Annotated in this window: 20 protein-coding genes, 1 pseudogene and 1 riboswitch; of the genes and pseudogenes, 9 read left to right on the top strand and 12 right to left on the bottom strand. The window is 74.0% G+C overall.

The features are described 5' to 3' along the window. Positions 1–207: 207 nt before the first annotated feature. Both KMZ30_RS19030 and KMZ30_RS19025 read right to left on the bottom strand, forming a co-directional pair. Positions 208–987: a M23 family metallopeptidase gene (locus KMZ30_RS19030; RefSeq protein ID WP_215514284.1), complete on the bottom strand. Its 780-nt coding sequence runs from the start codon at positions 985–987 to the stop codon at positions 208–210. A gap of 559 nt (positions 988–1,546) precedes the next feature. Beyond that, a complete protein-coding gene (locus KMZ30_RS19025; RefSeq protein ID WP_215514283.1) occupies positions 1,547–2,476 on the bottom strand; it encodes an esterase/lipase family protein in 930 nt (309 codons plus the stop codon). A gap of 237 nt (positions 2,477–2,713) precedes the next feature. On the opposite strand from KMZ30_RS19025, the gene KMZ30_RS19020 reads away from it, so the two are divergent. The 3 genes from KMZ30_RS19020 (at position 2,714) to sucD (ending at position 7,094) form a co-directional block, all read left to right on the top strand. After that, a complete protein-coding gene (locus tag KMZ30_RS19020) occupies positions 2,714–4,768 on the top strand; it encodes a M4 family metallopeptidase (protein WP_215514282.1) in 2,055 nt (684 codons plus the stop codon). A gap of 221 nt (positions 4,769–4,989) precedes the next feature. Next, complete coding sequence (sucC, locus tag KMZ30_RS19015; RefSeq protein ID WP_215514281.1) at positions 4,990–6,168, top strand: ADP-forming succinate--CoA ligase subunit beta; 1,179 nt, start codon at positions 4,990–4,992, stop codon at positions 6,166–6,168. A 32-nt stretch (positions 6,169–6,200) separates the two neighbouring features. Then, the gene (gene sucD / locus KMZ30_RS19010) at positions 6,201–7,094 is read left to right on the top strand and encodes a succinate--CoA ligase subunit alpha (RefSeq protein WP_215514280.1); all 894 of its coding nucleotides are present in this window, start codon (positions 6,201–6,203) and stop codon (positions 7,092–7,094) included. A 126-nt stretch (positions 7,095–7,220) separates the two neighbouring features. Here sucD and KMZ30_RS19005 read toward each other — a convergent pair whose 3' ends face one another. Together KMZ30_RS19005 and KMZ30_RS19000 are read right to left on the bottom strand one after the other, a co-directional pair. Beyond that, positions 7,221–8,027, bottom strand: a complete 807-nt coding sequence (locus KMZ30_RS19005; RefSeq protein ID WP_215514279.1) for a hypothetical protein — start codon at positions 8,025–8,027, stop codon at positions 7,221–7,223. Then, complete coding sequence (locus tag KMZ30_RS19000) at positions 8,020–8,538, bottom strand: RNA polymerase sigma factor (protein ID WP_215514278.1); 519 nt, start codon at positions 8,536–8,538, stop codon at positions 8,020–8,022. The genes KMZ30_RS19005 and KMZ30_RS19000 overlap by 8 nt, the downstream gene beginning before the upstream one ends. Before the next feature lie 181 nt (positions 8,539–8,719). On the opposite strand from KMZ30_RS19000, the gene KMZ30_RS18995 reads away from it, so the two are divergent. The 4 genes from KMZ30_RS18995 (at position 8,720) to purH (ending at position 12,806) form a co-directional block, all read left to right on the top strand. After that, complete coding sequence (locus KMZ30_RS18995; RefSeq protein ID WP_215514277.1) at positions 8,720–9,961, top strand: cell division protein PerM; 1,242 nt, start codon at positions 8,720–8,722, stop codon at positions 9,959–9,961. Positions 9,962–9,981: 20 nt separating this feature from the next. Then, a complete protein-coding gene (gene purN / locus KMZ30_RS18990; RefSeq protein WP_215514286.1) occupies positions 9,982–10,542 on the top strand; it encodes a phosphoribosylglycinamide formyltransferase in 561 nt (186 codons plus the stop codon). Continuing rightward, positions 10,533–10,958, top strand: a complete 426-nt coding sequence (locus KMZ30_RS18985) for a TIGR03618 family F420-dependent PPOX class oxidoreductase (RefSeq protein ID WP_215520098.1) — start codon at positions 10,533–10,535, stop codon at positions 10,956–10,958. The genes purN and KMZ30_RS18985 overlap by 10 nt, the downstream gene beginning before the upstream one ends. 113 nt (positions 10,959–11,071) lie before the next feature. Continuing rightward, positions 11,072–11,149, top strand: a riboswitch (ZMP/ZTP riboswitch). Between the two features lie 31 nt (positions 11,150–11,180). After that, the gene (gene purH, locus KMZ30_RS18980; RefSeq protein WP_215514276.1) at positions 11,181–12,806 is read left to right on the top strand and encodes a bifunctional phosphoribosylaminoimidazolecarboxamide formyltransferase/IMP cyclohydrolase; all 1,626 of its coding nucleotides are present in this window, start codon (positions 11,181–11,183) and stop codon (positions 12,804–12,806) included. A gap of 39 nt (positions 12,807–12,845) precedes the next feature. On the opposite strand, the gene KMZ30_RS18975 is transcribed toward purH, so the two are convergent. The 6 genes from KMZ30_RS18975 to KMZ30_RS18950 all read right to left on the bottom strand — a co-directional run bounded on the left by KMZ30_RS18975 (position 12,846) and on the right by KMZ30_RS18950 (position 18,139). Beyond that, positions 12,846–13,637, bottom strand: coding sequence for a formate/nitrite transporter family protein (locus tag KMZ30_RS18975; RefSeq protein ID WP_215514275.1), 792 nt, complete (start codon positions 13,635–13,637; stop codon positions 12,846–12,848). A 124-nt stretch (positions 13,638–13,761) separates the two neighbouring features. After that, on the bottom strand, positions 13,762–14,340 hold the full coding sequence (locus KMZ30_RS18970; protein ID WP_215514274.1) for a hypothetical protein: 579 nt from the start codon (positions 14,338–14,340) through the stop codon (positions 13,762–13,764). 178 nt (positions 14,341–14,518) lie between these two features. Then, positions 14,519–15,193, bottom strand: a complete 675-nt coding sequence (locus tag KMZ30_RS18965; protein ID WP_215514273.1) for a DUF1989 domain-containing protein — start codon at positions 15,191–15,193, stop codon at positions 14,519–14,521. Continuing rightward, positions 15,190–15,957 (bottom strand): guanitoxin biosynthesis heme-dependent pre-guanitoxin N-hydroxylase GntA, encoded by a 768-nt coding sequence (gene gntA / locus KMZ30_RS18960; protein ID WP_215514272.1) that lies wholly within the window; start codon positions 15,955–15,957, stop codon positions 15,190–15,192. Before gntA ends, KMZ30_RS18965 begins: the two co-directional genes overlap by 4 nt. 106 nt (positions 15,958–16,063) lie before the next feature. Beyond that, entirely contained in the window at positions 16,064–17,191 is a 1,128-nt protein-coding gene (bar, locus tag KMZ30_RS18955) for a barbiturase (RefSeq protein ID WP_215514271.1), read from the bottom strand. Between the two features lie 12 nt (positions 17,192–17,203). Continuing rightward, the gene (locus KMZ30_RS18950) at positions 17,204–18,139 is read right to left on the bottom strand and encodes a carbamate kinase (protein WP_215514270.1); all 936 of its coding nucleotides are present in this window, start codon (positions 18,137–18,139) and stop codon (positions 17,204–17,206) included. A 201-nt stretch (positions 18,140–18,340) separates the two neighbouring features. Between KMZ30_RS18950 and KMZ30_RS18945 the strand changes: the two genes are divergently transcribed. Continuing rightward, positions 18,341–19,276, top strand: a complete 936-nt coding sequence (locus tag KMZ30_RS18945; protein ID WP_226903299.1) for a DMT family transporter — start codon at positions 18,341–18,343, stop codon at positions 19,274–19,276. 99 nt (positions 19,277–19,375) lie between these two features. Here KMZ30_RS18945 and KMZ30_RS18940 read toward each other — a convergent pair. Continuing rightward, positions 19,376–20,874, bottom strand: a pseudogene (locus KMZ30_RS18940) (carboxyl transferase domain-containing protein). Further along, complete coding sequence (locus tag KMZ30_RS18935; RefSeq protein WP_308279884.1) at positions 20,871–22,067, bottom strand: CaiB/BaiF CoA transferase family protein; 1,197 nt, start codon at positions 22,065–22,067, stop codon at positions 20,871–20,873. The pseudogene KMZ30_RS18940 and the gene KMZ30_RS18935 overlap by 4 nt, the downstream one beginning before the upstream one ends. 334 nt (positions 22,068–22,401) lie before the next feature. On the opposite strand from KMZ30_RS18935, the gene KMZ30_RS18930 reads away from it, so the two are divergent. Beyond that, entirely contained in the window at positions 22,402–25,314 is a 2,913-nt protein-coding gene (locus KMZ30_RS18930) for a M36 family metallopeptidase (RefSeq protein WP_215514267.1), read from the top strand. Positions 25,315–25,419 lie beyond the last annotated feature (105 nt).

Raw genomic sequence — 25,419 nt, 5'->3', positions numbered from 1 at the left:
TTCAGACGAGCGTTAGCGTGGGCCACGAGAACCTCCGGGCGGTGTAGGACCTAGACAATCCACACCTCACCCGGAGGTTCTCCTCGTCGTCAACGCCTACGCGTCACCAACGTCCCGGCCGAGTACATCTAGCCGCAGACGCCGCGACCCCGGCGGGGTGCGCCGGGGTCGTCGGTCGTCGAGGGTGCCGCCGTGGCGGCACCGGGGTCACCAGAGGCCGTGGTCCTTGAGCCAGGGCACCGGGTCGATCGGGGTGTCGCTGGCGGTCGTCTTCTGGAACTCGAGGTGCAGGTGGGAGCCGAACGAGTGACCGGTGTTGCCGACGAGGCCCACCCGGTCACCGGGCATGACCTCCTGGCCTGCGGTGACGTCGACGCGGCTCATGTGGCCGTACCAGGAGATGCTGCCGTCCCAGTACTTGATCTCGACCTTGTACCCGAAGCTGTCCTCCCATCCCGCCTTGATGACGGTGCCCTTGGACATCGCCGAGAGGGGGGTGCCGGTGGGGGCGCCGAGGTCGATGCCGTCGTGGGTCTTGCCCCAGCGCCAGCCGTAGCCGGAGGTGATGTTCCAGATGCCGATGGGGCGGACCCACTTCTTGGCCTGCTTCTCGGCCTCCGCCTTGGCCTTCGCGACCTGCGCGGCGCGGCGCTCGGCGGCGCGGGCGGCGCGGACCTTGGCCTCCGCGCGGCCCTGGAGGGCGGCGGACTGGATGCTCGCGTCCTGGCGGCGGGTGGCCAGCTCGGCGCCGGTCTCGACGTCAGCCGCCTGCTGGGTCCGCACCATCGCGCTCTGGGAGCTGGTCAGCTCGAACGGCTGCGCGGTGGCCGACTCGGCCATGCTGGCGCCGGTCGCGGTCACGACGAGGCCGGCCGCGGCGACGGTGGGGAGGACGAACCCCGGGCTGAGGGCGCGGGGGGTGCGGGCGCGACGCTGGACGCGGTGGCGTCCGGCGTAGTGACGCCCGGTGTACGACCGGGAACTCACGACGGGGTGGACCTCGGGGGTGTCGACGGCAGGGGCCTGGCGGGGCCGGTACACCGTACCGTGACCATTCCGTGACACAAAGGCGGGGGTGTGGACGACCGGGCCGCCCGGCCGACATCGTTGTCGGCCACGGGCACCCTGACCTGCGCAAACGATGCCGCACGTGACGCCGGGCACGCCTGTGAGCCGTCTCAGGAGCCGGTCGTCGGGACGCGGCCGGGCGGCCGATCGTGACAACCCCGCACGTGCGGGCTTTTCGTGCCCGCCGCCCGGTCCGGACAGCGACAACCCCGCACGTGCGGGCTTTCCGCGCTCTGGGGACGGTCCGGGCAGCGACAACCCCGCACGTGCGGGCTTTCCGTGCTCTGGGGACGGTCCGGGCAGCGATGACCCCGCACGTGCGGGCTTTCCGTGCTCTGGGGACGGTCCGGGCAGCGATGACCCCGCACGTGCGGACTTTCCGTGCTCTGGGGACGGTCCGGACAGCGACAACCTCGCACGTGCGGGCTTTTCGTGCCCGCCGCCCGGTCCGGGCAGCGACAACCCGGCACGTGCGGGGTCAGCCGCGGCGGGAGAGCGGAACGACGCCGCGGCGCACCGTGCTGCCGTCGGCGTCGAGCTGCGTCAGCGCGGTCGAGATGCCGTGGACGACCTCGCCGAGCATCGGCAGGGTGAGGTGCCCGGCCCCGTGCAGCCGGACCGACCGGGTCGCGAGGTCGGGATGGCGCAGCGCGGCCGAGCGCTGGGGCACGATGACGGCGTCGGTGTCGGACCAGTACGCGAGGAAACGGGTGCGGCAGCCGCGCACGGGCCGCGCGAGCTCGCGCATCAGCCCGCTGCCGGGGCGCATCTGGCGCAGCAGCCGGGTCGGCAGGGCGTAGGCCGCCCACGTCCCCTCGTGCGGCGTCCCGAGGGTGACGAGCGTGTGCACCCGCGCGTCGCCGCCGAGCCGCGTCACGTAGTAGCGGGCGATGAGCCCGCCGAGGCTGTGCCCGATGACGTGGATGCGCTCGAAGCCGGTCTGCTCGCAGACCGACTCGACCTCGTCGGCCAGGCGCAGGGCGGCGGTGCGGACGTCCGTCGCGACGGTCGAGTAGTTCATCGCGAAGACGTTCGAGAAGCCCCGGCGGGTCAGGCCGCGGCGCAGCACCGTGAAGACCGAGCGGTTGCTCACGATGCCGTGCACGAGCAGGATCGGCGTCCCCGCGGCCTCGACGTCGGCGACGAGCATCCCGCGCTGCACCGGGGGGAGGTGCTCGACGCGGTAGGCGGGACCGGCGCCGGAGCGGCCGGACCCCACGAGCCCGAGCGGCCAGGTCGTCAGGTGGGCCGCGAGCCACACCGTCTCCACCGCGGCGCCGGCCAGCACGGCCGGGTCGCCGAGGGCCCGCACCCCGCCGACGAGCGCACGGCACGCCGCGGGACCCCGTGGGGCGAGCTGGGGGTCGTCGGGGGCGGGGGCGCCCCGCAGCCGCTGGAGGCCGGTCATCGCGGCCTCACTGTAGGCGCGGCGCTACCACGGGGGAAGCCGGCCGTCGACCGGTGGGCGAGCGGGTCTCACAGGCGGCCCACGGGATAGGTCAAGGGCCCCCCGCAGGCCGGTAAAGAGTTCCGGAAGGACGGTCAATCTTTCGCAAGATCCCTTGTCCTGCACGGCATCCGAGTTGGATGTTTCCACCCGTGCCCGAACACGGGTGCACACCCCTCCCCAAGGAGATCTCCGACCGTGAGACGACTCACCACCGGCCTGGCCCTCGGCGCCGCCCTCGCGACGATCGTCGCCGGCACCACCTCCGCCAGCGCCGTCGGCGCCCCCTCCGCCGGCACCCCGGCCTCCACCCCCTCCGCGGTCGCCGCGGGCTCCGACCACGCCGCCCTCGGGCTGGCCGCGGCCGAGAGGCTCGTCCCCCGGTCCGTCATCACCGACGAGGACGGGACGACGCACACGCGCTACGACCGCACCTGGAACGGCCTGCGTGTCGTCGGCGGCGATCTCGTCGTCGAGAAGAGCGCCAAGGGCGCCCTCGAGGAGGTCCGCTACAACGCCGGCCGCAAGTCCGTCGCCGCCCCCTCGACGACCCCGAAGCTCGCCAGGGCCGCCGCGGTCGCGACGGGCGCCGAGCGCTCGAAGGCCTCCGGCGAGAAGAGCCAGGGCGAGCTCGTCGTCTGGGCGGGCTCGGGCAGCCCCCGCCTGGCGTACGACGTCGTCACCACCGGGGTCAAGGCCGACCAGACCCCGAGCCGCCTCCACACGATCGTCGACGCGAACACCGGCGCGGTCGTCTCCAGCTGGGACGAGATCGTCAACGGCACCGGCAACTCGATGTACTCGGGCACGGTGACGCTCAACACGACCCAGAGCGGCTCCTCGTGGCTGCTCAAGGACAGCCACGGCAACTACACGACCGACCTCAACGGCTCGACGAGCTCGACGGCGGCCGGCACGCAGTTCACCGACGCCGACAACGTCTGGGGCGACGGGACGGCCTCCAACCGCCAGACCGCGGCCGTCGACGCCGAGTACGGCGCCGAGAAGACCTACGACTACTACAACAACGTCCTCGGCCGCGCCGGCATCTGGAACGACGGCCGCGGCGCCCGCAGCCGCGTCCACTACGGCAACGCGTACGTCAACGCGTTCTGGGACGGCACCCAGATGACCTACGGCGACGGGACGAGCAACACCCACCCGCTGACGAGCATCGACGTCGCCGCGCACGAGATGAGTCACGGCGTCACGGAGAACACCGCGGGCCTGGCCTACACCGGCGACGCCGGCGGCCTCAACGAGGCGACCTCGGACATCTTCGGCACCGCCGTCGAGTTCTACGCGAACTCCTCGGCCGACCCGGGCGACTACCTCATCGGCGAGAAGATCAACATCAACGGCAACGGCACCCCGCTGCGCTACATGGACAAGCCGAGCAAGGACGGTGCGAGCCAGGACTGCTGGACCACCGGCACGAAGAACCTCGACCCGCACTACTCCTCGGGCCCGCTCAACCACTGGTTCTTCCTCGCCTCCGAGGGCAGCGGCGCGAAGACGGTCAACGGCGTCTCGTACAACAGCCCGACCTGCAACGGCTCGACCGTGACCGGCGCGGGCCGCTCGAACATCGAGAAGGTCTGGTACCGCACCCTCGCGACGAAGCTGACCTCGACGAGCAACTACGCCGCGGCCCGCGAGGGCGCCATCGCCTCCGCCAAGGAGCTCTTCCCGAGCAACGCCGCGGTGTGCACCGCCGTCGAGAGCGCCTTCTCGGCCATCTCGGTCCCGGCCGGCGCGCAGAGCTGCGGTGGCACGACCACCCCGCCGCCCACCAGCGGCAACCTGCTCCAGAACGCGGGCTTCGAGTCCGGCGCGACGGTGTGGACCGGCACGGCCGGCCCGATCACCAACAACACCGGGCGCCCGGCGCGCACCGGTAGCTGGAAGATGTGGCTCGGCGGCAACGGCACCACGGGCACCGAGACCGAGCAGCAGACGGTGACCATCCCCTCGACCGCGACGGCCGCGACCCTCTCGTTCTGGGTCCGCATCGACACGGCCGAGACGACGTCGACCGCCTACGACACGATGAAGGCCCAGGTCGTGGTCGGCGGCGTGACGACGACGCTCGCGACGTACTCCAACGCGAACAAGAACAGCTCGTACGTGCAGAAGTCGTTCAACCTGCTGCCCTACAAGGGCAAGGCCGTGACGGTGAAGTTCACCGCCACCGAGGACTCCTCGCTGCAGACCTCGTTCGTCGTCGACGACACCGCGGTGTCCGTGGGCTGACGCCCGCGACGCACCACAGGGGCGGTCCGACCAGCGGTCGGGCCGCCCCTGCGGCGTCCAGCGGCGTCCTCCGGCCCGCCGGGACGGGCGCCGGTCGCCGCGTCGACGGCCCGGTCGGCGTGAGATTCCCCCCATCGGACGCCTCGGGTTCGGCCCTGCGACGTGGCGCGGATACGCTGCCCTGCGGACCACTTTCGCCGACAGTGAGGACGGATCGCCTCGTGGACCTCTTCGAGTACCAGGCCCGTGACATGTTCGAGAAGCACGGTGTCCCCGTGCTCGCCGGGGCCGTCGCCACCACGCCCGAGGAGGCGAGGGAGGCGGCCGAGCGCATCGGCACCGCGAGCGGCGGCGTCACCGTCGTCAAGGCCCAGGTGAAGACCGGCGGGCGCGGCAAGGCCGGCGGCGTCAAGGTCGCCAAGAGCGCCGACGAGGCGCAGGAGCACGCGAGCGCCATCCTCGGCATGGACATCAAGGGCCACACCGTGCACCGCGTGATGATCGCGCAGGGCGCCCGGATCGCCGAGGAGTACTACTTCTCCATCCTGCTCGACCGCGCGAACCGCACCTACCTCGCGATGTGCAGCAAGGAGGGCGGGATGGAGATCGAGCAGCTCGCCGTCGAGCGCCCCGAGGCCCTCGCGCGCGTCGCCGTCGACCCCAACACCGGCATCGACGACGCCAAGGCCCGCGAGATCGTCGAGGCCGCCGGCTTCGAGGGCGAGGTCGCCGCGAAGATCGAGCCGGTCCTCAAGACCCTCTGGACGGTCTACCGCGAGGAGGACGCCACCCTCGTCGAGGTCAACCCGCTCGTGCAGACCGAGGACGGCGACATCGTCGCCCTCGACGGCAAGGTGTCGCTCGACGCCAACGCCGACTTCCGCCACCCCGACCACGAGGCCCTCGAGGACTCCGCCGCCGCCGACCCGCTCGAGGCCGCGGCCAAGGAGAAGGGCCTCAACTACGTCAAGCTCGACGGCTCGGTCGGCATCATCGGCAACGGCGCCGGGCTCGTCATGAGCACCCTCGACGTCGTCGCGTACGCCGGCGAGGAGTTCGGCGGCCAGAAGCCGGCCAACTTCCTCGACATCGGCGGCGGCGCCTCGGCCGAGGTGATGGCCAACGGGCTGCACATCATCCTCGGCGACGAGCAGGTGAAGTCGGTGTTCGTCAACGTCTTCGGCGGCATCACGTCGTGCGACGCGGTCGCCAACGGCATCGTCGGCGCCCTCGACACCCTCGGGGACGAGGCCACGAAGCCGCTCGTCGTCAGGCTCGACGGCAACAACGTCGAGGAGGGCCGCCGCATCCTCGCCGAGCGCAACCACCCGCTCGTCCTCATCGAGGAGACGATGGACGGCGCCGCGCGCAAGGCCGCCGAGCTGGCCTCCCAGAACTGACCCGAGCGAGCGAGAAGAGAGAACAGACACCCATGGCCATCTTCCTCACCGCGGACTCCAAGGTCATCGTCCAGGGCATGACCGGCTCCGAGGGCATGAAGCACACGCAGCGGATGCTGCGCTCCGGCACCGCGATCGTCGGCGGCGTCAACCCCCGCAAGGCGGGCACCGACGTCGAGTTCGAGGGCGGCGTCTCCGTCCCCGTGTTCGGCACCGTCGCCGAGGCGATGGAGAAGACGGGCGCCGACGTCAGCGTCGCGTTCGTCCCCGCCGCCTTCACCCAGGCCGCCGCCGTCGAGGCGATCGACGCGGGCATCCCGCTGCTCGTCGTCATCACCGAGGGCGTCGCGGTCAAGGACACCGCGGAGTTCTACAACTACGCCGCCGAGAAGGGCGGCACCCGGATCATCGGCCCGAACTGTCCGGGCCTGATCAGCCCCGGCCAGTCCAACGCCGGCATCATCCCGGCCGACATCTCGGGCGGCGGCCGCATCGGCCTGGTCTCGAAGTCGGGCACGCTGACCTACCAGATGATGTACGAGCTGCGGGACTTCGGCTTCTCGTCCGCGGTCGGCATCGGCGGCGACCCGGTCATCGGGACGACGCACATCGACTGCCTCGAGGCGTTCGAGAACGACCCCGAGACCGACGCGATCGTCATGATCGGCGAGATCGGCGGCGACGCCGAGGAGCGCGCGGCGGCGTACATCAAGGACCACGTGACCAAGCCGGTCGTCGGCTACGTCGCGGGCTTCACCGCCCCCGAGGGCAAGACGATGGGCCACGCGGGCGCCATCGTGTCGGGCTCGTCCGGCACGGCGCAGGCGAAGAAGGAGGCCCTCGAGGCCGCCGGCGTCAAGGTCGGCAAGACGCCGTCCGAGACCGCCCAGCTGATGCGCGAGATCATGGAGTCGCTCGCCGGCTGACGCCCTCGCGACCGACCGCCCGAGGGGTGCCTGCACCCCGTCGAGCGAACAGGACACGCCGCCCGCGCCCGTGCGCCGGCGGCGTGTCCTGTTCTCTCGACGGGTGTGCCGGGCCGAAGACCGGCGTCAGTCGAAGTACTGGAAGGTCGGCGCCATCGGCGGGATGACGACGAGCGCGGCGACGGCGCTGCGGTCGAGGTAGGCCGACGGACGGCCGAGCTGGAGGCGCACCCCGCCCTCGAGGTCGAGCAGGTAGACGCTCGAGGACTCGTCGAGGTGGACGCGGCCGGGGAACTCGTCCTCGAATGCGCCGACCGGCGAGCCGACGCCGAGACCGTGGATGTGCGCGGTCGCCGGGGCCACGAGGGCCGACAGCCGGTCGGTCTCGCGGTCGAAGGTCCCGATGACGTCGCCGTCGCCGACCGTCGTCGCGGCGCCCGGCTGCAGGAGGACGCGGTCGACGATGCCGCCGCCGAGGTCGCGCGAGGCGATGCGCACCGTGCCCTCGAGCCCTGCCGACCTGATGGCCTCCTGCACCGTGGCGCGGTCCATGCCGGTGCGGAACGGCCCGAGCGAGCCGTCGTCGCCGATGACGTCCGTCCCTGCCGGTGCCTCCGCGTCCGGACCGTCCGTCGGGGCACCGGAGGTGTCGAAGGAGGGGGAGGCGGAGGTGGTCGGCTGCGGCGAGGGGCCGGCGGGCAGCCGGTCGTCGTCGCCGCGCCCGAGGAGGCCGAGGACGCCGACGAGGGCGACGAGGAGGACCGCGGCGGCCACGCCCGCGACCCCGAGGAGCCGTCGCCGGCTGCGTCCTGCGGTGTGCCGCAGCTCGGCCGGGTCGGCGAGGACGAGTGAGTCGACGTCCTCGCCGAGGAGCAGCAGCGCCCGGCGCGCTGCCTGGTCGGCCCCGGAGTCGCGGGCGGTCGGGTCATCCACGGTCGACCTCCTGGGCGGTGGGGAGGGGGTGCTCGTCGGCGAGGACGGCCGCGAGCTGGTGGCGTCCCCGGCGCAGCCGCGCCTTGACGGTGCCGACCGGTGACCCGGTCTCGTCGGCCACCTGCTCGACGCTGAGGTCCGCGAGGTAGTACAGGGCCAGGGCCTCGCGCACCGGCTGCGAGAGCCGGCCGAGGGCCTCGAGCACGGCGACGCGGTCGGGGGTGGGGGCGGCCGCCGGCGGCGCCACGCCGTGGCGGGCGTGGGCGCGCTCGCGGGCCCGGTGCCGGCGCCACTGGCTGACGGCGAGCCGCCGCGCCACGGTGCGGACCCACGCGAGCGGGTCACGCATCGCCGAGACCGATCGCCACTGCGTCCAGGCCCGCGCGTACGCCTCCTGCGTGCAGTCCTGCGCGAGCGACAGGTCGCCGGTCGTGGCGTACACGAGGTGCACGACACGGTGCGCCGTGCCGCGGTAGAACTCGTCGAACTCGGCCGCCCCTTCCGCGCCCATGGCCCTCCCTCTCCGGTGCCCTCACCCCACCCGACGCACGAGCACCCCCGGCAGGATGCCCCACCCGGCGGGTTTTCCGGGGAGGGTCGGGGCGACGGGTCGCACGGTGCCGCCGCGTGGCGGGAGACACCCCGGCGCGGCACCACGGCAGGGGGCCGGCGGTGCCGCAGACTGGTCCGCGATGACCGTCACGGACCGCAGCACGTCCTCGCCGGCCGGCACCGAGCCCGCCGGCGACCACCGGCACCCGCTGGCGCCCGGATGGCGGCGCTCCGGGCTCATCGGCGTCGCGACGGGGCTCGTCTCCGCGCTGCTCGTCGTCGGGCCCGTGCTCGCGGCCTGGGCCGGGGACCCGCTGAGCAGCGCGGCCGGCTCGTCCGCCACGTCGGTCGGCGCGTCCTTCTGGCTGCTCGCCGGCGGGGCCCACCTCGGGGTGGGGACCGCCACCGTCGCGCTGACACCGTTGCTGCTCCTCGGCCTGCTCGTCCTCGTCGCCCGGCTGGGCGCCCGCGAGGCGATGGTCCGGGTGAGCACCGAGGGGGAGTGGTGGGCCGGCCTGCTGCCGCGTCCCCTCGCCGCCGCCGTCGCCGCGTGGTGGGCCGGCTACGCGCTCGTCGTCGGCGTCGGCTGGGTGCTCGCCGCGAACGGCCCGCTGCCTCCCCGGCCCTGGACGCTGCTCCTGCCGGCCGTCCTCCTGCCCCTCGTCGGCCTCGGGTACGCGCTGCGCGCCGTCGGCCGTGACGACCCCGACGTGCTCGGGCCGCGCCTCGTCCTGCCGCTCCCCGACAGCATCCGCCGCTCGGTCGGACCCGGGCTCGCGGGCGCGGGGCTCCTCGTCATGGTCGGGATGGTCGCGGTCCTCGTCGCCGTCCTGCTCGCCTGGCCGCGGGTCGTCGCCGTGCAGGCCGACCTCGCACCCTCGGGTGCGGGCGCCGCGGTCCTGCTCGCCGGGCAGCTCGCCGGCCTGGCCAACCTCGGCCTCTGGGTCGTGTCGTTCGTCGCCGGGCCGGGCTTCTCGGTCGTCGAGGGGGCCTCCGTCACGTGGGACGGCTCCGAGACGGGCCTGCTGCCGATGGTCCCGGCGCTCGGTGCGTTGCCCCAGCCGGGACGCTTCCCGGGGCTCGTCGGCGTCGTGTGCGTGCTGCTCCTCGTCGGTGCCGGGATGTGGGTCGGGCGTCGTGCCGTCGCCACCGTGGCCCGCCTCGCCCGCCTGCGCACCAAGCTCGTCGTCGCGGTGTCCTCGTGCGTCGTCACGGCCGTCGCGGTGGGGCTGCTCGACGCCGTGGGCGGCGGCTCGCTCGGCGCCTACCGGCTGTCGTCGGTCGGTGCCCCGGCCCTCGAGATGGCGCTCTCGGCGCTCGCGTGGCTCGTCGTCGGCGCCGTCCTCTTCGTCCTGCGCGACGCCTGGCGGCTGCGCCGGTGAGCGCCGGGTCAGGGGGCCCGCTGCGGCTGGCCGTGCTCGTCTCCGGCTCGGGCACCAACCTCCAGGCGGTCCTCGACGCCGGCGACGCGCCGCTCGAGGTCGTCGTCGTCGGGGCCGACCGCGACGGCACCCGCGGGGTCGAACGCGCGCAGGAGCGCGGCATCCCCACCTTCGTGTGCCGGGTGCCCGACCACGACACCCGCGCCGACTGGGACGCCGCCCTCGCGCGCCTCGTCGCCGCCCACGAGCCCGACCTCGTCGTGTCCGCGGGCTTCATGAAGGTGCTGGGGCCCGCGTTCCTCGCGGCCTTCCGGGTGGTCAACACCCACCCCGCGCTGCTGCCGAGCTTCCCCGGCGCGCACGGCGTGCGCGACGCGCTCGCCCACGGGGTCAAGGTCACCGGCTGCACGTGCCACTGGGTCGACGCGGGGGTCGACACCGGACCGATCATCGACCAGCGCGCCGTGCGGGTCGAGGACGGCGACGACGCCGCGTCGCTGCACGAGCGCATCAAGGAGCAGGAGCGCGGGATGCTCGTCGACGTGCTGACCCGGCTCGCGCAGGACCGCTCGTGGCGCTGACCCCCGACGCGCTGGCCCCGAACGTCCTCGCCTTCCTGCGCGAGCGCCACCTCGCGACCCTGACGACGCTGCGCCGCGACGGCAGCCCGCACAGCGTGCCCGTCGGCTTCACCTGGGACGAGGAGCTGCTCGTCGCCCGGGTCATCGCCGGACGGTCGAGCGCCAAGGTCGTCCAGGCCCGCGCCGGACGTCGCGCCTCGCTCACCCAGCACGAGGGGCGGCGGTGGGTCACCTTCGAGGGGACGACCCGGGTGCTCGAGGACGCCGACGCCGTCCGCGACGCCGAGGAGCGCTACGCCGTCCGGTACCGACCGCCGCGGCCGAACCCCGAGCGGGTCGTCGTCGTCCTCGACGTCGACCGGGTGCTCGGCGGCTCCTGGCCCGCCCCGCTGCCGCCGTCCCCCTACGCCCGCTGACCGAGCGCGTTTGAGGGCCGCCGTGGACGCTGGCTAGAGTGGAACACGACGACTGGCGCGGGTGGGTCACCACCGGCGGGTCCTGAGGGTGAGGCACCCGACGCCATCGTCGGAGGAACGACGACGACTGGCGCGGGTGGGTCACCACCGGGAAGTCTGCAGTCGGGGCATCGCCCGCCTGGGTGCTCCGGGACCGACCCCGTCGACCCCGAGGAGCCCTCCATGGCATCCGTCTCCGCCCCCGGCCCGACCCAGGACGTCCGCCCCGTGCGTCGCGCCCTCGTCTCCGTCTACGACAAGACCGGCCTGCCCGAGCTCGTGCAGGGCCTGCACGACGCCGGCGTCACGCTCGTCTCGACCGGCGGCAGCGCCGCACTCATCGAGTCGCTCGGCCTGCCCGTCACGCGTGTCGAGGAGCTGACCGGCTTCCCCGAGTGCCTCGAGGGCCGCGTCAAGACCCTCCACCCGCGCATCCACGCCGGCCTGCTCGCCGACACGCGCAAGCCCGACCACCTCGCGCAGCTCGAGGACCTCGGTGTCGAGGCGTTCGAGCTCGTCGTCGTCAACCTCTACCCCTTCCGCGAGACCGTGGCCTCCGGTGCGACGCCCGACGAGTGCGTCGAGCAGATCGACATCGGCGGCCCGTCGATGGTGCGCGCGGCCGCGAAGAACCACCCGAGCGTCGCGGTCGTCACCGACCCCGCGGCCTACGGCGTCGCGCTCGAGGCCGTCCGCTCCGGCGGCTTCACCCTCGAGCAGCGCAAGCGCCTCGCGGCGGAGGCGTTCGCGCACACCGCGAGCTACGACGTCGCGGTCGCCTCGTGGATGGGCAACGCCTACGCCGACACCTCCGACGGCACCGGCTTCCCGGCGTGGACCGGCGCGACCTGGGAGAAGTCCGCGGTCCTGCGCTACGGCGAGAACCCGCACCAGCGCGCGGCGCTCTACACGCACTGGCGGCCGGGCCTGGCGCAGTCCGAGCAGCTGGCCGGCAAGGAGATGTCGTACAACAACTACGTCGACGCCGACGCCGCCCTGCGCGCCGCGTACGACCACGGCGACCAGCCGACGGTCGCCATCATCAAGCACGCCAACCCCTGCGGCATCGCGGTCGGCGAGACGGTCGCCGAGGCGTACACCGCCGCGCACGACTGCGACCCGGTGTCGGCGTTCGGCGGCATCATCGCGACCAACCGCCCGGTGACCCGCGAGATGGCGCTCGCGACGAACGACGTCTTCAGCGAGGTGATCGTCGCGCCGGCCTTCGACGACGACGCCCTCGAGATCCTCCGCGAGAAGAAGAACCGTCGGCTGCTGCGCCTGCCCGAGGGCGTCGAGCGGTTCAGCGACCCCGTCGAGTTCCGTGCCGTCTCCGGTGGCGTCCTCCTGCAGGTCCGCGACGCGGTCGACGCGGTCGTCCGCGACGACGAGGGCGCGGCGACCGGCGGCGACGACGCCGTGCACTGGCGCCTCGTGGCCGGCGACGCCGCCGACGAGCGCACGCTGGCCGACCTCCAGTTCGCGTGGCGGGCGGTGCGTGCGGTCAAGTCCAACGCGATCCTCCTCGCCAGGGACGGCGCGTCCGTCGGCATCGGGATGGGCCAGGTCAACCGGGTCGACTCCTGCCACCTCGCGGTGACCCGTGCGGGGGCGCAGCGGGCGCGCGGTTCGGTCGCGGCGTCGGACGCGTTCTTCCCGTTCGCGGACGGCCTCCAGGTGCTTCTGGACGCCGGCGTCCGCGCGGTCGTGGCGCCCGGCGGCTCGATGCGCGACCCCGAGGTCGTCGCCGCCGCGCAGGCCGCCGGCGTGACGATGTACTTCACCGGCACCCGCCACTTCGCGCACTGACGGGTCGCGCCCCCGCCGAGGGGCGGGGGCGGGCGCGGGTCAGGTCGTCGCCGACCGCTCGCGCTCGTCCTCGACCCGCGGCGCGGAGCGCACGAGCCGCAGGAACGTCACGAAGCCGACGCCCCCGACGACGTTGCCGAGGCTCGCCCACACGAGCGCGGTGAGGAACTGCCCGATCGTGATGTCGGAGCCCGCGATCGCCGCACCGATGATGAGGATCTGGTCGAGCACGGCGTGGAAGAGCTCGGCCCCGACGAGCACGGCGCTGAAGAGGATCGCCGGGACGATCTTGACGCCCATGCTGTCGGTGCTGTTCTGCATCCGGGTCATCAGGGTGATGACGAGGCCGCCGAGCACGGCGAGCATGAAGCTCTTGGCGCTGATGCCCAGCTCGGCGTAGTGCTCGCCCGTCTCGCGGGTCACCTCGGCCAGATCGGGTCGCGCGACGAGGATGACCCAGATGATGACGGCGCCGCCGGCGACGTTCGTCACGAGGGTGACGACCCAGAGGCGCAGCAGCCGGCCCCAGTTGCCCTTCTCGGCGACGGCGGTGGTCACGGGCACGAGGAAGTTCTCGGTGAACAGCTCGCTGCGCGCGAGGAGGAGCGCGACGAACCCGACCGAGAAGGCGAGCGCGGCGAGCAGCTGGCTGTCCGTCTCGTGCTTGACGACGAGGTAGGCGAGGATGCCGACGCCCACGTCGATGCCGCCGAGCAGGCCGGTCGGCAGCAGCGTCCAGATCGGTCGCTCGAGCCGGTCGCGCCCCTCCTCGAGCAGGCGCTCGAAGGCTTCGTCGATCTCCTCGTCGGGCTGCTCGTCGGCGGTGTCCACGACCGGAACCTACCGCCCCCCGTCCCCGCCGACGACCCCGCGAACGTGTGTGAAAGCGCCGGGGGAGCCCGGCGGTTGCACACGCGTTCGCGGATGGGGCCGAGGCGTCGGAGCGGTGGGGGACTCAGAGGGGGAGGAGACCGTCCGTCCGCGCCCCGAGCAGGCCGCTCCACTGGCATCCGGTCCAGAGCTCCAACCGGGCGGGGTCACGGGGGGAGGCGTACCAGCCCGGGGGGTGCGGCGTCGGCTGCGGAGCGGCGCGGACCTCACCGGACGGCCGCAGGAACCAGAGCCCCGAGAGGTCCCAGACGACGGAGCGCCCGCGCTTGGGGCCGTTGTGGAGCCACCACGAGGCCGTCCGCGGTCGCGACGTCGTGTAGCCGAGCTCGATCTCGGCCACGAGCGAGCGACCGTAGCGCCGCACGAGCAGGGCCAAGACCACGGCCCCGAGGACCATCGCGGCCATCCCCACCGCGGTTCCGGCCGCCCGGTCCAGGCCCCGCGCCGCCGCCGGCAGCCCGAGGATGCCCAAGGCGAAGAACGCGACCACCCCGAGCCCGACGTGGCGCAGGGCCGTCGCGGAGGCCGGCCGGACGGTGACGGCCGGCGGCGCGGTCGGCACGGGCGGTGGACCGCTCGGACGCGGCGAGCTGGTGATGCGCGGCGCGGACGGCGTCGACGATGGGCCGGGGGTGGTGGTCACGCGCGCCAGCATCGCCGGACGGACGCAGGCGCCGCAGCCGCTCCGATGCCCCACCGTCCGTTCGACCGACCCGCCCACGCCCCGCCGCCCGCCCCCCCTCGCGACCGGGTGTGAAGAACGTCGGCCTGCCGCCGTTCTACACACACGTTCGCGGGAGAGAGAGGGCCGACCGGGTGGGTCAGCGGGTGGCGGGGTCCACGCGGTAGTCGATGGGGGTGCAGCGGCCGTTGTTCGACTTCTCCGCCGAGCAGGCGGTGACGGCGGCGACGAGCGGCTCGCGCGCCTCGATGGTGAAGCGGTCGCCCGGACGGGTCGGCGGCGGGTCGATGTGCAGCTCGCCGCGCTCGTCGGTCCACACGTCCATGAACACGTTGAGCGTCACCCCGACCCGGTCCGCGTCGACCCCGTACGGCTCGAGGGCGCCGACGATGTTGGCGAAGCAGCTGGGGTGCGGGGCGCCGTCGAGCTCGGGGTAGAGGACGTCGAACGTCGCCTGGCTGCACGGGGTGAGCGTGAGGTCGTGGACCCCGACGGTGTCGTCGACGACCTCGGCGAGGATGCCCGAGCGGTTGCTCCAGAGCATCGAGCCGGTCGAGACGTAGATGCTGTTGCCGAAGTCCGTCGTCCGGCCGGAGGAGAACTGCTCCGCGACGTCGTCGGACCGCACGAGGTAGAGGTCGCTCACCTGCTCGCCGCACGGGTCGAGGAGGGTCAGCCGGTCACCGGGGGCGAGCTCGACGGCCACACCGGTCTGCGGGGCGATGCGTCGCCACCCGTCCGCGGGGCCGTCGACCCCGCCGGCGTACGGCGGCGGCGCGGAGGCGCGGGGGAATCGGGTGCGGGCGGGGTTCATGCGGGCTCCTCGGCGCGGTCGGCGTGGGGGACGAAGGGCGGGCTCCAGTCGGCGGGCACGGCGCGGCCGGAGTACTGGCGGGCCTCGGACGCCGTCCCGTGGTCGGCGACCATCGGGTTGACGCCACCCTGGAGGTCGGTGTCCCGTCGTCGGATGGTGTCACGCATCCGCTGGTAGCGGCCGTCGGCCCGCAGCCGCTCGAACTGGTCGTGCAGGTTGAAGACGAGGGTCGGCAGGGGTGCGCGCCGCGCGATGCGGGAGGCGCCGGGGTGCAGGCCGACGACGAAGAACGGCGTGCCGCCGTGGCTGAAGGCGAAGTGCGGGTCGCCGGGGTCGGCCGCGACGTGGCCGGGCCACGGCCGGTCGTCGTGGGCGTGGAGGTGGCGCAGGGCCGCCCACAGCTGCTCCTCGAAGCCGGGCTCGTCGGTCCGCGGCCCCCGGAAGCATGCGACGAACGAGACGAGGTCGCCGTCGGGATCGGCGCCGGCCGCGAACGACCGCAGCCGCCGGCCCAGCTCGTCGAGGGACCCGCCGGGCCGGTCGTCGGTCAGGTCGTCGAGGACGTGCGGGGTGACGGCATCCCGACGGAACACCGACCGGGCTCCGAGACAGGGGTACTCGGGGTGGGCGACCATCTCTGCGAGGGCGTCGACGACGGCGGCGTCCGGGGCGGTGGCGAGGTCGTGCACGCGCGAGGGGTCGAGCAGCCCGGGCGGGATCGCCGGGGGAGGGCTGGGGGACGGCGAGGAAGGGGTGTGGCTCACCCGAGGCCGGTACCCCGTCCGTCCGTGGTCATGCGTCCGCGCCCCGGACGTGCAGGAGCCGGCCCTGCCGCAGGGGGTGCAGGGCCGGCTCCGGTTCGGGGGTGCGTCAGGCGCGGTAGCCGGTGGGCTCGTCGCCGAGGTCGATGATCGCCGCGACCGGCCCGCCGCCCTCGGGGCCCTGGTGGGCGGCCGAGACGGAGACGAACACGGCCGGGTCGCCGGTGACCGACGCGGTGACGCCGCCGACGCAGGACTTGATCTGGCGGTGCCAGTGCACGTCCGAGTCGTCGAGCATCGCGTTGCGGCGGCCCTGGACGGTGCCGTCCTGGCTCGCCTCGCACTTGAGGAAGACGTTGACGAGGCGGCCGCCGAGGTCGCTGCGGTGCGGGCGCTCGGGCAGGTCGAGCCCGGCGTCCTTGATCGCGGCCCAGATGCCGTCCTGGTCGAGCGCGTCGTTCATCACCGAGTGGCCGATGCGGTAGCGGCCGCCGACCCCGCGGGCGTTGCCGACGACGACGACCTGCGCCTGGTCGAGCTCGACGCCCGAGGAGCACGAGGCGACCGAGGAGTACAGGTCGCGGTTGTGCATGACGTCGGCGTCGGTCGGCATCTCGATCTCGCCGAGGGCGACGGCGATGCCGAGCGCGGTGCAGCCGTTGGAGAGGTCCATCGACTCGTGCGTGTGCTCGGTCCAGACCTTCTGACCGCGGGACTTCGCGTCGCGGATCGTGTGGATGGTGAGCAGCGGCGTCTTCGTCTGGACGTAGTGGACGTCGGCCGGGTCGGTGATGCCGGCCCGCTCCATCGCGACCTCGACCGCGGCGGCGACCTTCTCGACCATCGGCAGGTAGCCGATCTCCTCCGGGGCCAGCTGCTCGCTCATCGCGAAGCCGACGGTGAGGCGCGGCTCGTCGGTCTGCGGCGCCTTCTCGGCGGGGACGGTCGCGAAGACGGTGGCGTGGGGGCTGATGACGCCGTCGGTGCCGCCCGACCAGACGATCGGGATCTCCTTGACCTTGGCCGGGTCGGCGCCCTTCTCGACCAGGATCTCGCGGAAGGCGCGGTCGGCGATGATGCGCGTGTAGTCGTTGACCCCGCCGTTGCCCTCGGTCTTCCCGATGACGGCGATGACGCGGTCGGCCTCCATGACGCCGGCGTCGATGAGCTTGCCGAGCTCGGAGGCGTCGGAGACGGTGTGCAGCGGGACCTTGCGGACCTCGATGGCGTCGGGCACGGGATGTTCCTCTCAGTCGGGTTCGACGACGGTGCCGAAGCCGCCGTCGACGGCGTCGGTGATGTGGGTGAGCGAGGTGATGACGCCGCGCGGTCCTCCGGCGGCGACGAAGCGCGAGACGGCCTCGACCTTGGGGCCCATCGAGCCGGACGCGAACTCGCCGGTGGCGGCGAGGTCGTGCAGCTCGGAGAGGGTGACCCGGCCGAGGTCGCGCTGCTGCGGGGTGCCGAAGCCGACCGCGGCGTGGTCGACGTCGGTGGCGATGACAAGGACGTCGGCGCCGAGCGAGCGGGCGAGCAGCGCGGCGGTGAGGTCCTTGTCGATGACGGCCTCGACGCCGCGCAGCGTGCCGTCCGGCTCGCGGACGACGGGGATGCCGCCGCCGCCGGCCGTGACGACGACGTAGCCGGCGTCGAGGAGCGTGCGGGCGGCCGGGACGTCGAGGACCTCGAGCGGCTCGGGGCTGGCGACGACCCGCCGCCAGCCGCGCTCGCCGCGGTCCTCCCAGACCTGGCCGTGCTCGACCATGCGCGCCGCGGCGTCGGCGTCGACGTAGCGGCCGACCGGCTTCGTGGGGTGCGTGAAGCCGGGGTCCTCGCGGTCGACGAGCGTGCGGGTGACGAGGGCCGCGACCGGACGCGGGGTGCCCGCCGCGGCGAGGGCGGCGTCGAGCGCGTCGAGGATGGTGAAGCCGAGGGTGCCCTGCGTCTGGGCGCCGCACCAGTCCAGGGGTACCGGCGGGACGACGTGCGCGGCGAGCTCGTTCTTGACGAGCAGGTTGCCGACCTGCGGGCCGTTGCCGTGCGTGACGACGACCTCGTGGCCGGCCGCGACGAGGCGGGCGGCGGCGCCCATCGCCTCGGTCACCGCGGCGATCTGCGCGGCGGGGGTCGCGCTGCCGTCGGGGCCGGTCATCGCGTTGCCGCCGAGGGCCAGGAGGACCCGCATCCGTCACCTCGCTCCGTGATCCGCCGGACGGGGTGCCCGGGAGACCGACCCTAGGGAGCCGGGACGCGGCCCCGCGTTGGCAGGTTCTGCCCAAGGGCGGGCCCGGCGTTGGCAGTCCGGCGTCGACCGTCGGTGTCTCGTCCCTCGACATCCCGCGGGGCCGGTGGTGGCCGCGGGGCGCGCGTGGTCCACGCTGTGTCCATGACCGACCGGACGTCCGACCGCACCTGGCTCGTCGCCCTCGCTGCCTCGCTCTGGGGCCTGTCCTCGCTGTGGCGCGGACCGCTCGCCGCGGAGTACCCCGCCCTCGCCGTCGTCCTGTGGGAGCACCTCGTCCTCGTCGTGCTCACCCTGCCGTGGCTCGTGCCCGCGCTGCGGCGCCTACGGACCACGTCCCTGCGCACGAAGGTGAGCGTCGTCGTCATCGGCGCCGGGTCCTCGGCGCTCGCGACAACGCTGTTCACGGCGGCCTTCCGCACCGGCGACCCCATCACGCCGCAGGTGCTCCAGAAGCTCCAGCCGCTCATCGCCATCGCGCTCGCGGCGCTGCTGCTCGGCGAGCGGCTGCGTCCGGTCTACGCGATGTTCGCCGTGCCCGCGCTCGTGGGGGCGTGGCTGCTCGCCTTCCCCGACCCGCTGGCCGTCAGCGTCTCGAGCGCGACCGCGGCGCTGCTGGCCGTCGGCGCCGCGGCACTGTGGGCCGCGGGGACGGTGCTCGGGCGTGCGGCGTCCGCCGAGCTGCGGTTCTCGGACCTCACGGCGCTGCGCTTCGCCTTCGGTCTCGTGACGCTCGCCGCGACGGCCGGGCTGACCGGCACGCCGGTGCTGCTCGGCTCGGACGCGGTCGTCAACATCCTCCTGCTCGCCCTCGTGCCGGGGCTGCTCGCGCTCGTCCTGTACTACCGCGCGCTCGGACGGACGCCGGCGTCGCGGGCGACCCTCGCCGAGCTGGCGTTCCCGCTGTCGGCGGCGCTCGTCGGCGTCGTGTGGCTCGGGGCGAGCCCGAGCGCGACGCAGTGGGTCGGCTTCGCGGTCGTGCTGGCCTCCGTGGTCGGGCTCGCGCTCAACGAGCAGCGTGCGCGGCGGCCCTCCGTCGTCGCGCCGGCGCGAGCCGAGGACGCCCTCCCGGTGGCCTGACCTCCCCGGGGTTGTCCGACTTCTTGCGAGTTCCGCCGATCGACACGCCGCTGACGCGGCGCGTCGGCGGCGGAACTCGCAAGAAGTGGGGGAGACGGGTCAGAGGGCGCGCCAGCGGTCGTGGCGGGCGGTGAGCCGGTCCGCGTCGTCGAGCGCGCCGAGCTCGGCCAGCTCGTGGCGGACGGCCTGTGCGAGCCGGCGGCAGAACGCCTCGGGCTCGTCGGCGGCGTCGGGGTGCTCGGCCACGACGCGGTCGACGATGCCGGCGCGCAGCAGGTCGAGGGAGCGCACGCGCTGCTGGTCGGCGAGCTCCGGCGCGCGCTCGGTCGTGCGGTGGAGGATGGCCGAGGCGCCCTCCGGCGGCAGCGGCGAGAGCCAGGAGTGCTGCGCCGCGAGCACGCGATCGGCGGGCATCAGCGCGAGCGCCCCGCCCCCGGTGCCCTGGCCGAGCAGCACGCAGACCGTCGGGACGGGCAGTGTCACGAGCTCGGCGATGCACCGCGCGATCTCGCCGGCCATGCCGCCCTCCTCGGCGGCCTTCGACAGGGCGGCCCCCGCGGTGTCGATGAGGCTGACCAGCGGTAGCCCGAGCTCGGTCGCGAGCTTCATCCCGCGCCGGGCCACCCGCAGCCCGGACGGCCCGAGCGGCGCCTCGAGCGCCTCGGCCCGGCGGTCCTGCCCGAGGACGACGCACGTCGCGCCGTCGAAGCGGGCGAGCGCGAGGAAGAGGCTGCGGTCCCACTCGCCGGCGCCGGTGCCGAACAGCGGCAGGACGTCGGACGCGCCGAGCCGCAGCAGGGCCCGGATGCCCGGCCGCTCCTGGCGGCGCGAGCGGGTCACCGAGTCCCAGGCCGGCACGTCCGCGAGCGGCTCCTTCGGCACGTCGGGCACCGGGGTCAGCTCGCGCGGCGCGGCGAGGATGTCGAGGAAGCGGCCGGCGATCTCGGTCAGCGCCTCGACCGGCAGCACGGCGTCGAGCAGGCCGTGGGCGTAGAGGTTCTCGGCGACCTGCACGTCCGGCGGAAAGGGCTCGCCGTACAGCGCCTCGTAGACGCGGGCCCCGAGGAAGCCGATGGTCGCGCCCGGCTCGGCGACCGTCACGTGGCCGAGCGACCCCCACGACGCGAGCACGCCGCCGGTCGTCGGGTGCCGCAGGTAGGTGATGTACGGCAGCCGGGCGGCCTTGAACGCGGCGACGGCGCCGCTGATCTTCACCATCGTCACGAAGGCCGGCGTCCCCTCCTGCATCCGGGTGCCACCGGACGAGGGCGCGGCGAACAGGGGCAGCCGCTCGGCGGTGGCGCGCTCGAAGGCGGCGGTCACGCGCTCGGCCGCGGCCCGGCCGATCGAGCCGGCGAGGAAGCGGAACTCACCGACGACGACGGCGACCCGGTGCCCGCCGATGCGCCCCTCGCCGTGACGATGGACTCGTCGGTGCCGGCGCGATCGGCCGCGGCGGCCAGCTCGGCGGCGTACTCGCTGCCGGGCTCCGCGACGGCCAGCGGTGCCTCGTCCCACGACGTGAAGCTGCCCGCGTCGAGCACGGCGTCGAGCAGCTCGTGGGCGCCGGGCCGGCGCGCCCGCGCCTCGGCGCTCACGGGTGGTCCCCGGCGGCCGCGTCCGCCGCGTCGGCCTCGTCGAGCCAGGCGCGGACCGTGGCGTCGTGCTCGCCGAGACCGGGGGGCGGCTGGTGGGTGTCGCGACCGCCGCCGAAGGCGTTGTCGTCGAACCGGATCGGCGGGCCGGGCAGCTCGATGCGCCCGAGGACGGGGTGCTCGACGTCGATGACGAGCCCCTGCGAGCGGGTCTGCTCCCAGTCGTAGACCTCGTCGATGGAGCGCACCTTGCCCGACGGGATGCCGAGCTCGGCGAGCCGGGCCAGCAGGTCCTCGGCGCGCCACGACGCGAACGCGGCGTCGATGACCTCGACGAGGTGCGCGCGGTTGCCGACGCGGGCGGAGTTGGTGGCGAGCAGGGGGTCGGCGGGGTCGATGCCGAAGGCCTCCGCGAAGCGCACCCAGAGGCCCTGCGAGCCGACGGCCACCTGCACGGGGCCGTCGCTCGCGTGGAAGAGGCCGTACGGCGCGAGGGACGGGTGGTGGTTGCCCTGCGCGCGACCGACCTGTCCCGCAACGGTGTACGCGGTGCCCTGGAAGGCGTGCACGCCGACCACGGACGCGAGCAGCGAGGTACGAACGACCCGCCCGCGGCCGGTCAGCTCGCGCTCGCGCAGGGCCGTCGCCACCCCGAACGCCCCGTGCAGCCCGGCGAGCAGGTCGCCGATCGGCACGCCGACGCGCTGCGGCTCGTCGGGTCCGGTGCCGGTCACCGACATCAGGCCGGCCTCGCCCTGGGCGATCTGGTCGTACCCGGGGCGCCCGCCCTCGGGCCCGTCGTGCCCGAACCCGCTGATGGCGAGGACGACGAGGCCGGGGTTGAGCTCGTGGAGGCGCTCGACGTCGAACCCGAGCCGGTCGAGGACGCCGGGGCGGAAGTTCTCGATGAGCACGTCGGCGTGGCGCACGAGGCGGGTCAGCGTCTCGCGCCCGTCGTCGGACTTGAGGTCGAGGACGATCGACTCCTTGTTGCGGTTGCACGAGAGGAAGTACGTCGACACCGGGTCGTCCTCGGGGCCGACGAACGGCGGGCCCCATCCGCGCGTGTCGTCGCCGGTCGGCGACTCGACCTTGACGACGCGGGCGCCCATGTCGCCGAGGAGCATCGCGGCGTGCGGGCCGGCGAGGGCGCGCGAGAGGTCGACGACGGTGATGCCGTCCAGGGGTCCGGTCACGGGTGGGGCTCCTCGGTGCTCGGGGCGGTGCGCCGACGGGGTGGGGCGCCGGTGTCTCGTCAACCTAGCCGCCGGGAGGAGGGCGCCCATCGTCGTCCCGAGCCCGTGGATCAGCCGATCCGCTGGCACCTTCTGCCAGTCCGGTGGCCGGCGGACCTGCACGCTGACGAAGACTTGACCAAGACTTGGTCTCTCACAGGTTCTTCTCAGGAGCTCCAGCGGGTTGGGTGGACGGCACGCGACGGGGCCGGGGCAGGGGCCGTCGTCCGCCGGGACCCGGTGGACCACGGAGCCCGGTGCTTCCCGTGGCGACCCCCCACCGAGGAGCATCCGGATGAGACGCAGGAACCCAGCGACCCGCGCGGTCGCGACCGGCCTGACCGCCGCCGTCGCACTGAGCCTGGCGGTGACCGCCCAGCAGGCGGCCGCCGCCGAGGAGGGGCCGGCCGACATCGTGTCGACCCCGCCCGGCGAGAGCGACCACGACCACGGCCTGCCCGACCTCGACACGCGGACCGGCTCCGCGGCGCCGTCGTCGGCGCAGCGGTCGTCGGCGCAGCGCTCGACCGACACCGGGCGCGCATCCGGCGCGAAGTCGGTGACCTGGAACCGTTTCGGTGCGCCGGCGAGCTACGTGCTCGACGGCACCTCGCCGGTCGCGCGCGGCCTCGCGAAGGACCCCGAGACCGCAGCCCGCGACTTCCTCGCCGGCGAGCGGGCGGCCTTCGGGCTGACGAGCGACCAGCTCGAGGACGTCGAGCTCGTCGGCACCAACCGCATCGGCGACGCGACCGTCGTCCTGCTGCGGCAGACCTTCGGTGGCGTCTCCGCGGGCCTCGACGGCATGGTCGCCGTGGCGGTCCAGAACGGGTCGGTCCGCTACGTCAGCTCGACCTTCACGCCCGACGCCGCCGCCCCGGCCGCCGCGAAGATCTCGGAGAAGGGTGCCGTCGCCGCAGCGGCCCACAGCGTCGGCGCCGACGCCGGGTCGCTCGTCTCGCAGCGCACCGAGGAGGTCGCGGTCCCGGTGCCCGGCAAGGACCCCCGGCGCGCGTTCCGCGTCGAGATGGTCGTCGACGCCGAGACCGCGTACAGCATCCACGTCGATGCCGTGAGCGGGAAGGTCATCGCCCGCGAGAACCTCGTCGACGCCGACAGCGACAACCCGCGCTGGAAGGTCTTCACCGGCACGCCGCTGACCGACCGCTCCTCGACCGACACCCGCAGCACCTTCTGCTGGGTCGCCGCCGAGGGGTGCGACGAGGTCGTCGCGAGCCCGGCCTCCCCGAAGGCGTGGGACGTCGACCCCTCGACGAACATCAGCACGTTCACGACGAACGGCAACAACGCGCTGACCTACGAGCAGTGGCGCACGACGCCGGGCCTGACGGCGACCCCGAAGGCCGACCGCAACTACGTCTACGACTGGACCAACGTCTGGCAGACGAGCAAGTGCGACCCCGCGGCGTACTCCAGCCCGACCCGCAACGACATCGACGCGGCGACGGCCAACCTCTTCGCGATGCACAACCGGATGCACGACTGGTCCTACCGGCTGGGCTTCACCGAGTCGGCGTGGAACCTCCAGCGCGACAACTACGGCAAGGGCGGCACGGGCGGTGACCCGGAGGTCGGACGCGCCCAGTCCGGGGCCCAGGTCGGCCTGCGCAACAACGCGAACCAGCTGACCCTCGGCGACGGCGGCACCGTGTACTCGAACATGTACATGTGGCAGCCGGTCGCGGGCTCGTTCTACGCCCCGTGCGTCGACGGCTCGTTCGACATGTCGGTCATCGGCCACGAGTACGGCCACGCCATCAGCAACCGGATGGCGGGCGGCCCGGTCCAGGGACTGTCCGGCCTCCAGGCCGGCGGCATGGGCGAGAGCTGGTCGGACCTCATGGCGATGGAGTACCTGCAGGAGAACGGCTACGCGCCGCTCGGCGGCGAGGCGACCCCGATGGGCGCCTACGTCACCGGCAACCCGCAGCAGGGCATCCGCAACTACAACATGGGGCAGAGCCCGCTCAACTACTCGAACGTCGGCTACGACCTGACCGGCCCGCAGGTGCACGCGGACGGCGAGATCTGGTCCGCGACGAACAACGACATCCGGGCGGCGTTCATCGACCGCTACGGGCTCGGGGACGCCGCGACCCAGAAGGCCTGCGCCGACGGCGAGCGCGCCGCCACGCAGTGCCCCGGCAACCGGCGCTGGATCCAGCTGGTCTTCGACTCGTGGCTGCTCATGCCGAGCGGCGCCGTCTCGATGGTCGACGCCCGCGACCGGATGCTCGCCGCCGACCTGCTGCGCTTCGGCGGGGCCAACCAGGACCTGCTGTGGAACGCGTTCGCCGCCCGCGGCCTCGGCCAGGGCGCGACCTCGGCGGGTTCCGGTGACACGCAGCCCGTCCCGAGCTTCGCCTCGGCGTACGCCAAGGACGCGACGCTGCGGTTCAGCCCGACCGACGAGGAGGGACGCCCGGTCGTCGGCGCGAAGCTCTACGTCGGCGAGTACACGGCCCGCTCGCGCCCGGTGGCCGACACCGACCCCGCGACGACGCTCGGTGACACGTTCTCCATCGCCCCGGGCGAGCGGACGTACACCGCGTGGGCGCAGGGCCACGGGCAGGTCCGGGTGACGCTGACCGCCAAGCCGAACCGGACCCGCAACCTCCCGGTCAAGCTGCGCGACAACCTCGCCAGCGCGGCCCTCGGGGCCACCGTGACCGGCGAGGGCTTCAACCTCGGCAAGCTCGTCGACGACGACGAGGGCACGACGGCGACGACGGTCGACCGCCCGACGGCGGCGCAGAAGGCGTTCACCGTCGACCTCGCCGGTGGCCGCCAGGTCGTCCGCCGGGTGCAGGTCAGCTCGCTGCCCGAGCCCGGGGTCGTCGGTCGCTTCCAGGCGCTGCGCCAGTTCCAGGTCCTCGCCTGCGACGCCCGCGGCCGGGTCGACTGCTCGCGCGACGCGGACTACCGCCCGGTGTGGACCTCGCCGGCCGACGCGTTCCCCGCCGGGGTCCCGCGGCCGACGGCGCCGGCGCTCAAGATGCGCTCGTTCGACATCCCGCAGACCGCGGCCACCCACCTGCGGTTCGTGGCCGTCGCCAACCAGTGCCAGGGCGGACCGGCGTACGCCGGTGAGCAGGACGACGACCCGGCCAACGCGACCGACTGCGCCACGAACTACAGCGGCGCCGAGAAGGTCGGCATCTCGGAGGTGCAGGTCTTCCGCCGCTGAGGCACGTCCCCGGAGTCGAGTGCGGAAGTGGTTGCCCCGGGAGCCACTTCCGCACTCGACCGCGTGGGGGGCGGGGGGCGGGCGGGGGGGGGGGGGGTGCGGGGC

It is taken from the genome of Phycicoccus mangrovi (assembly GCF_018729305.1).
GTDB classification, from domain to species: Bacteria; Actinomycetota; Actinomycetes; order Actinomycetales; family Dermatophilaceae; genus Phycicoccus; species Phycicoccus jejuensis.
The sequence above is the reverse complement of the archived record's forward strand: the minus strand, read 5'-3'. Positions and strand labels throughout refer to the sequence as shown.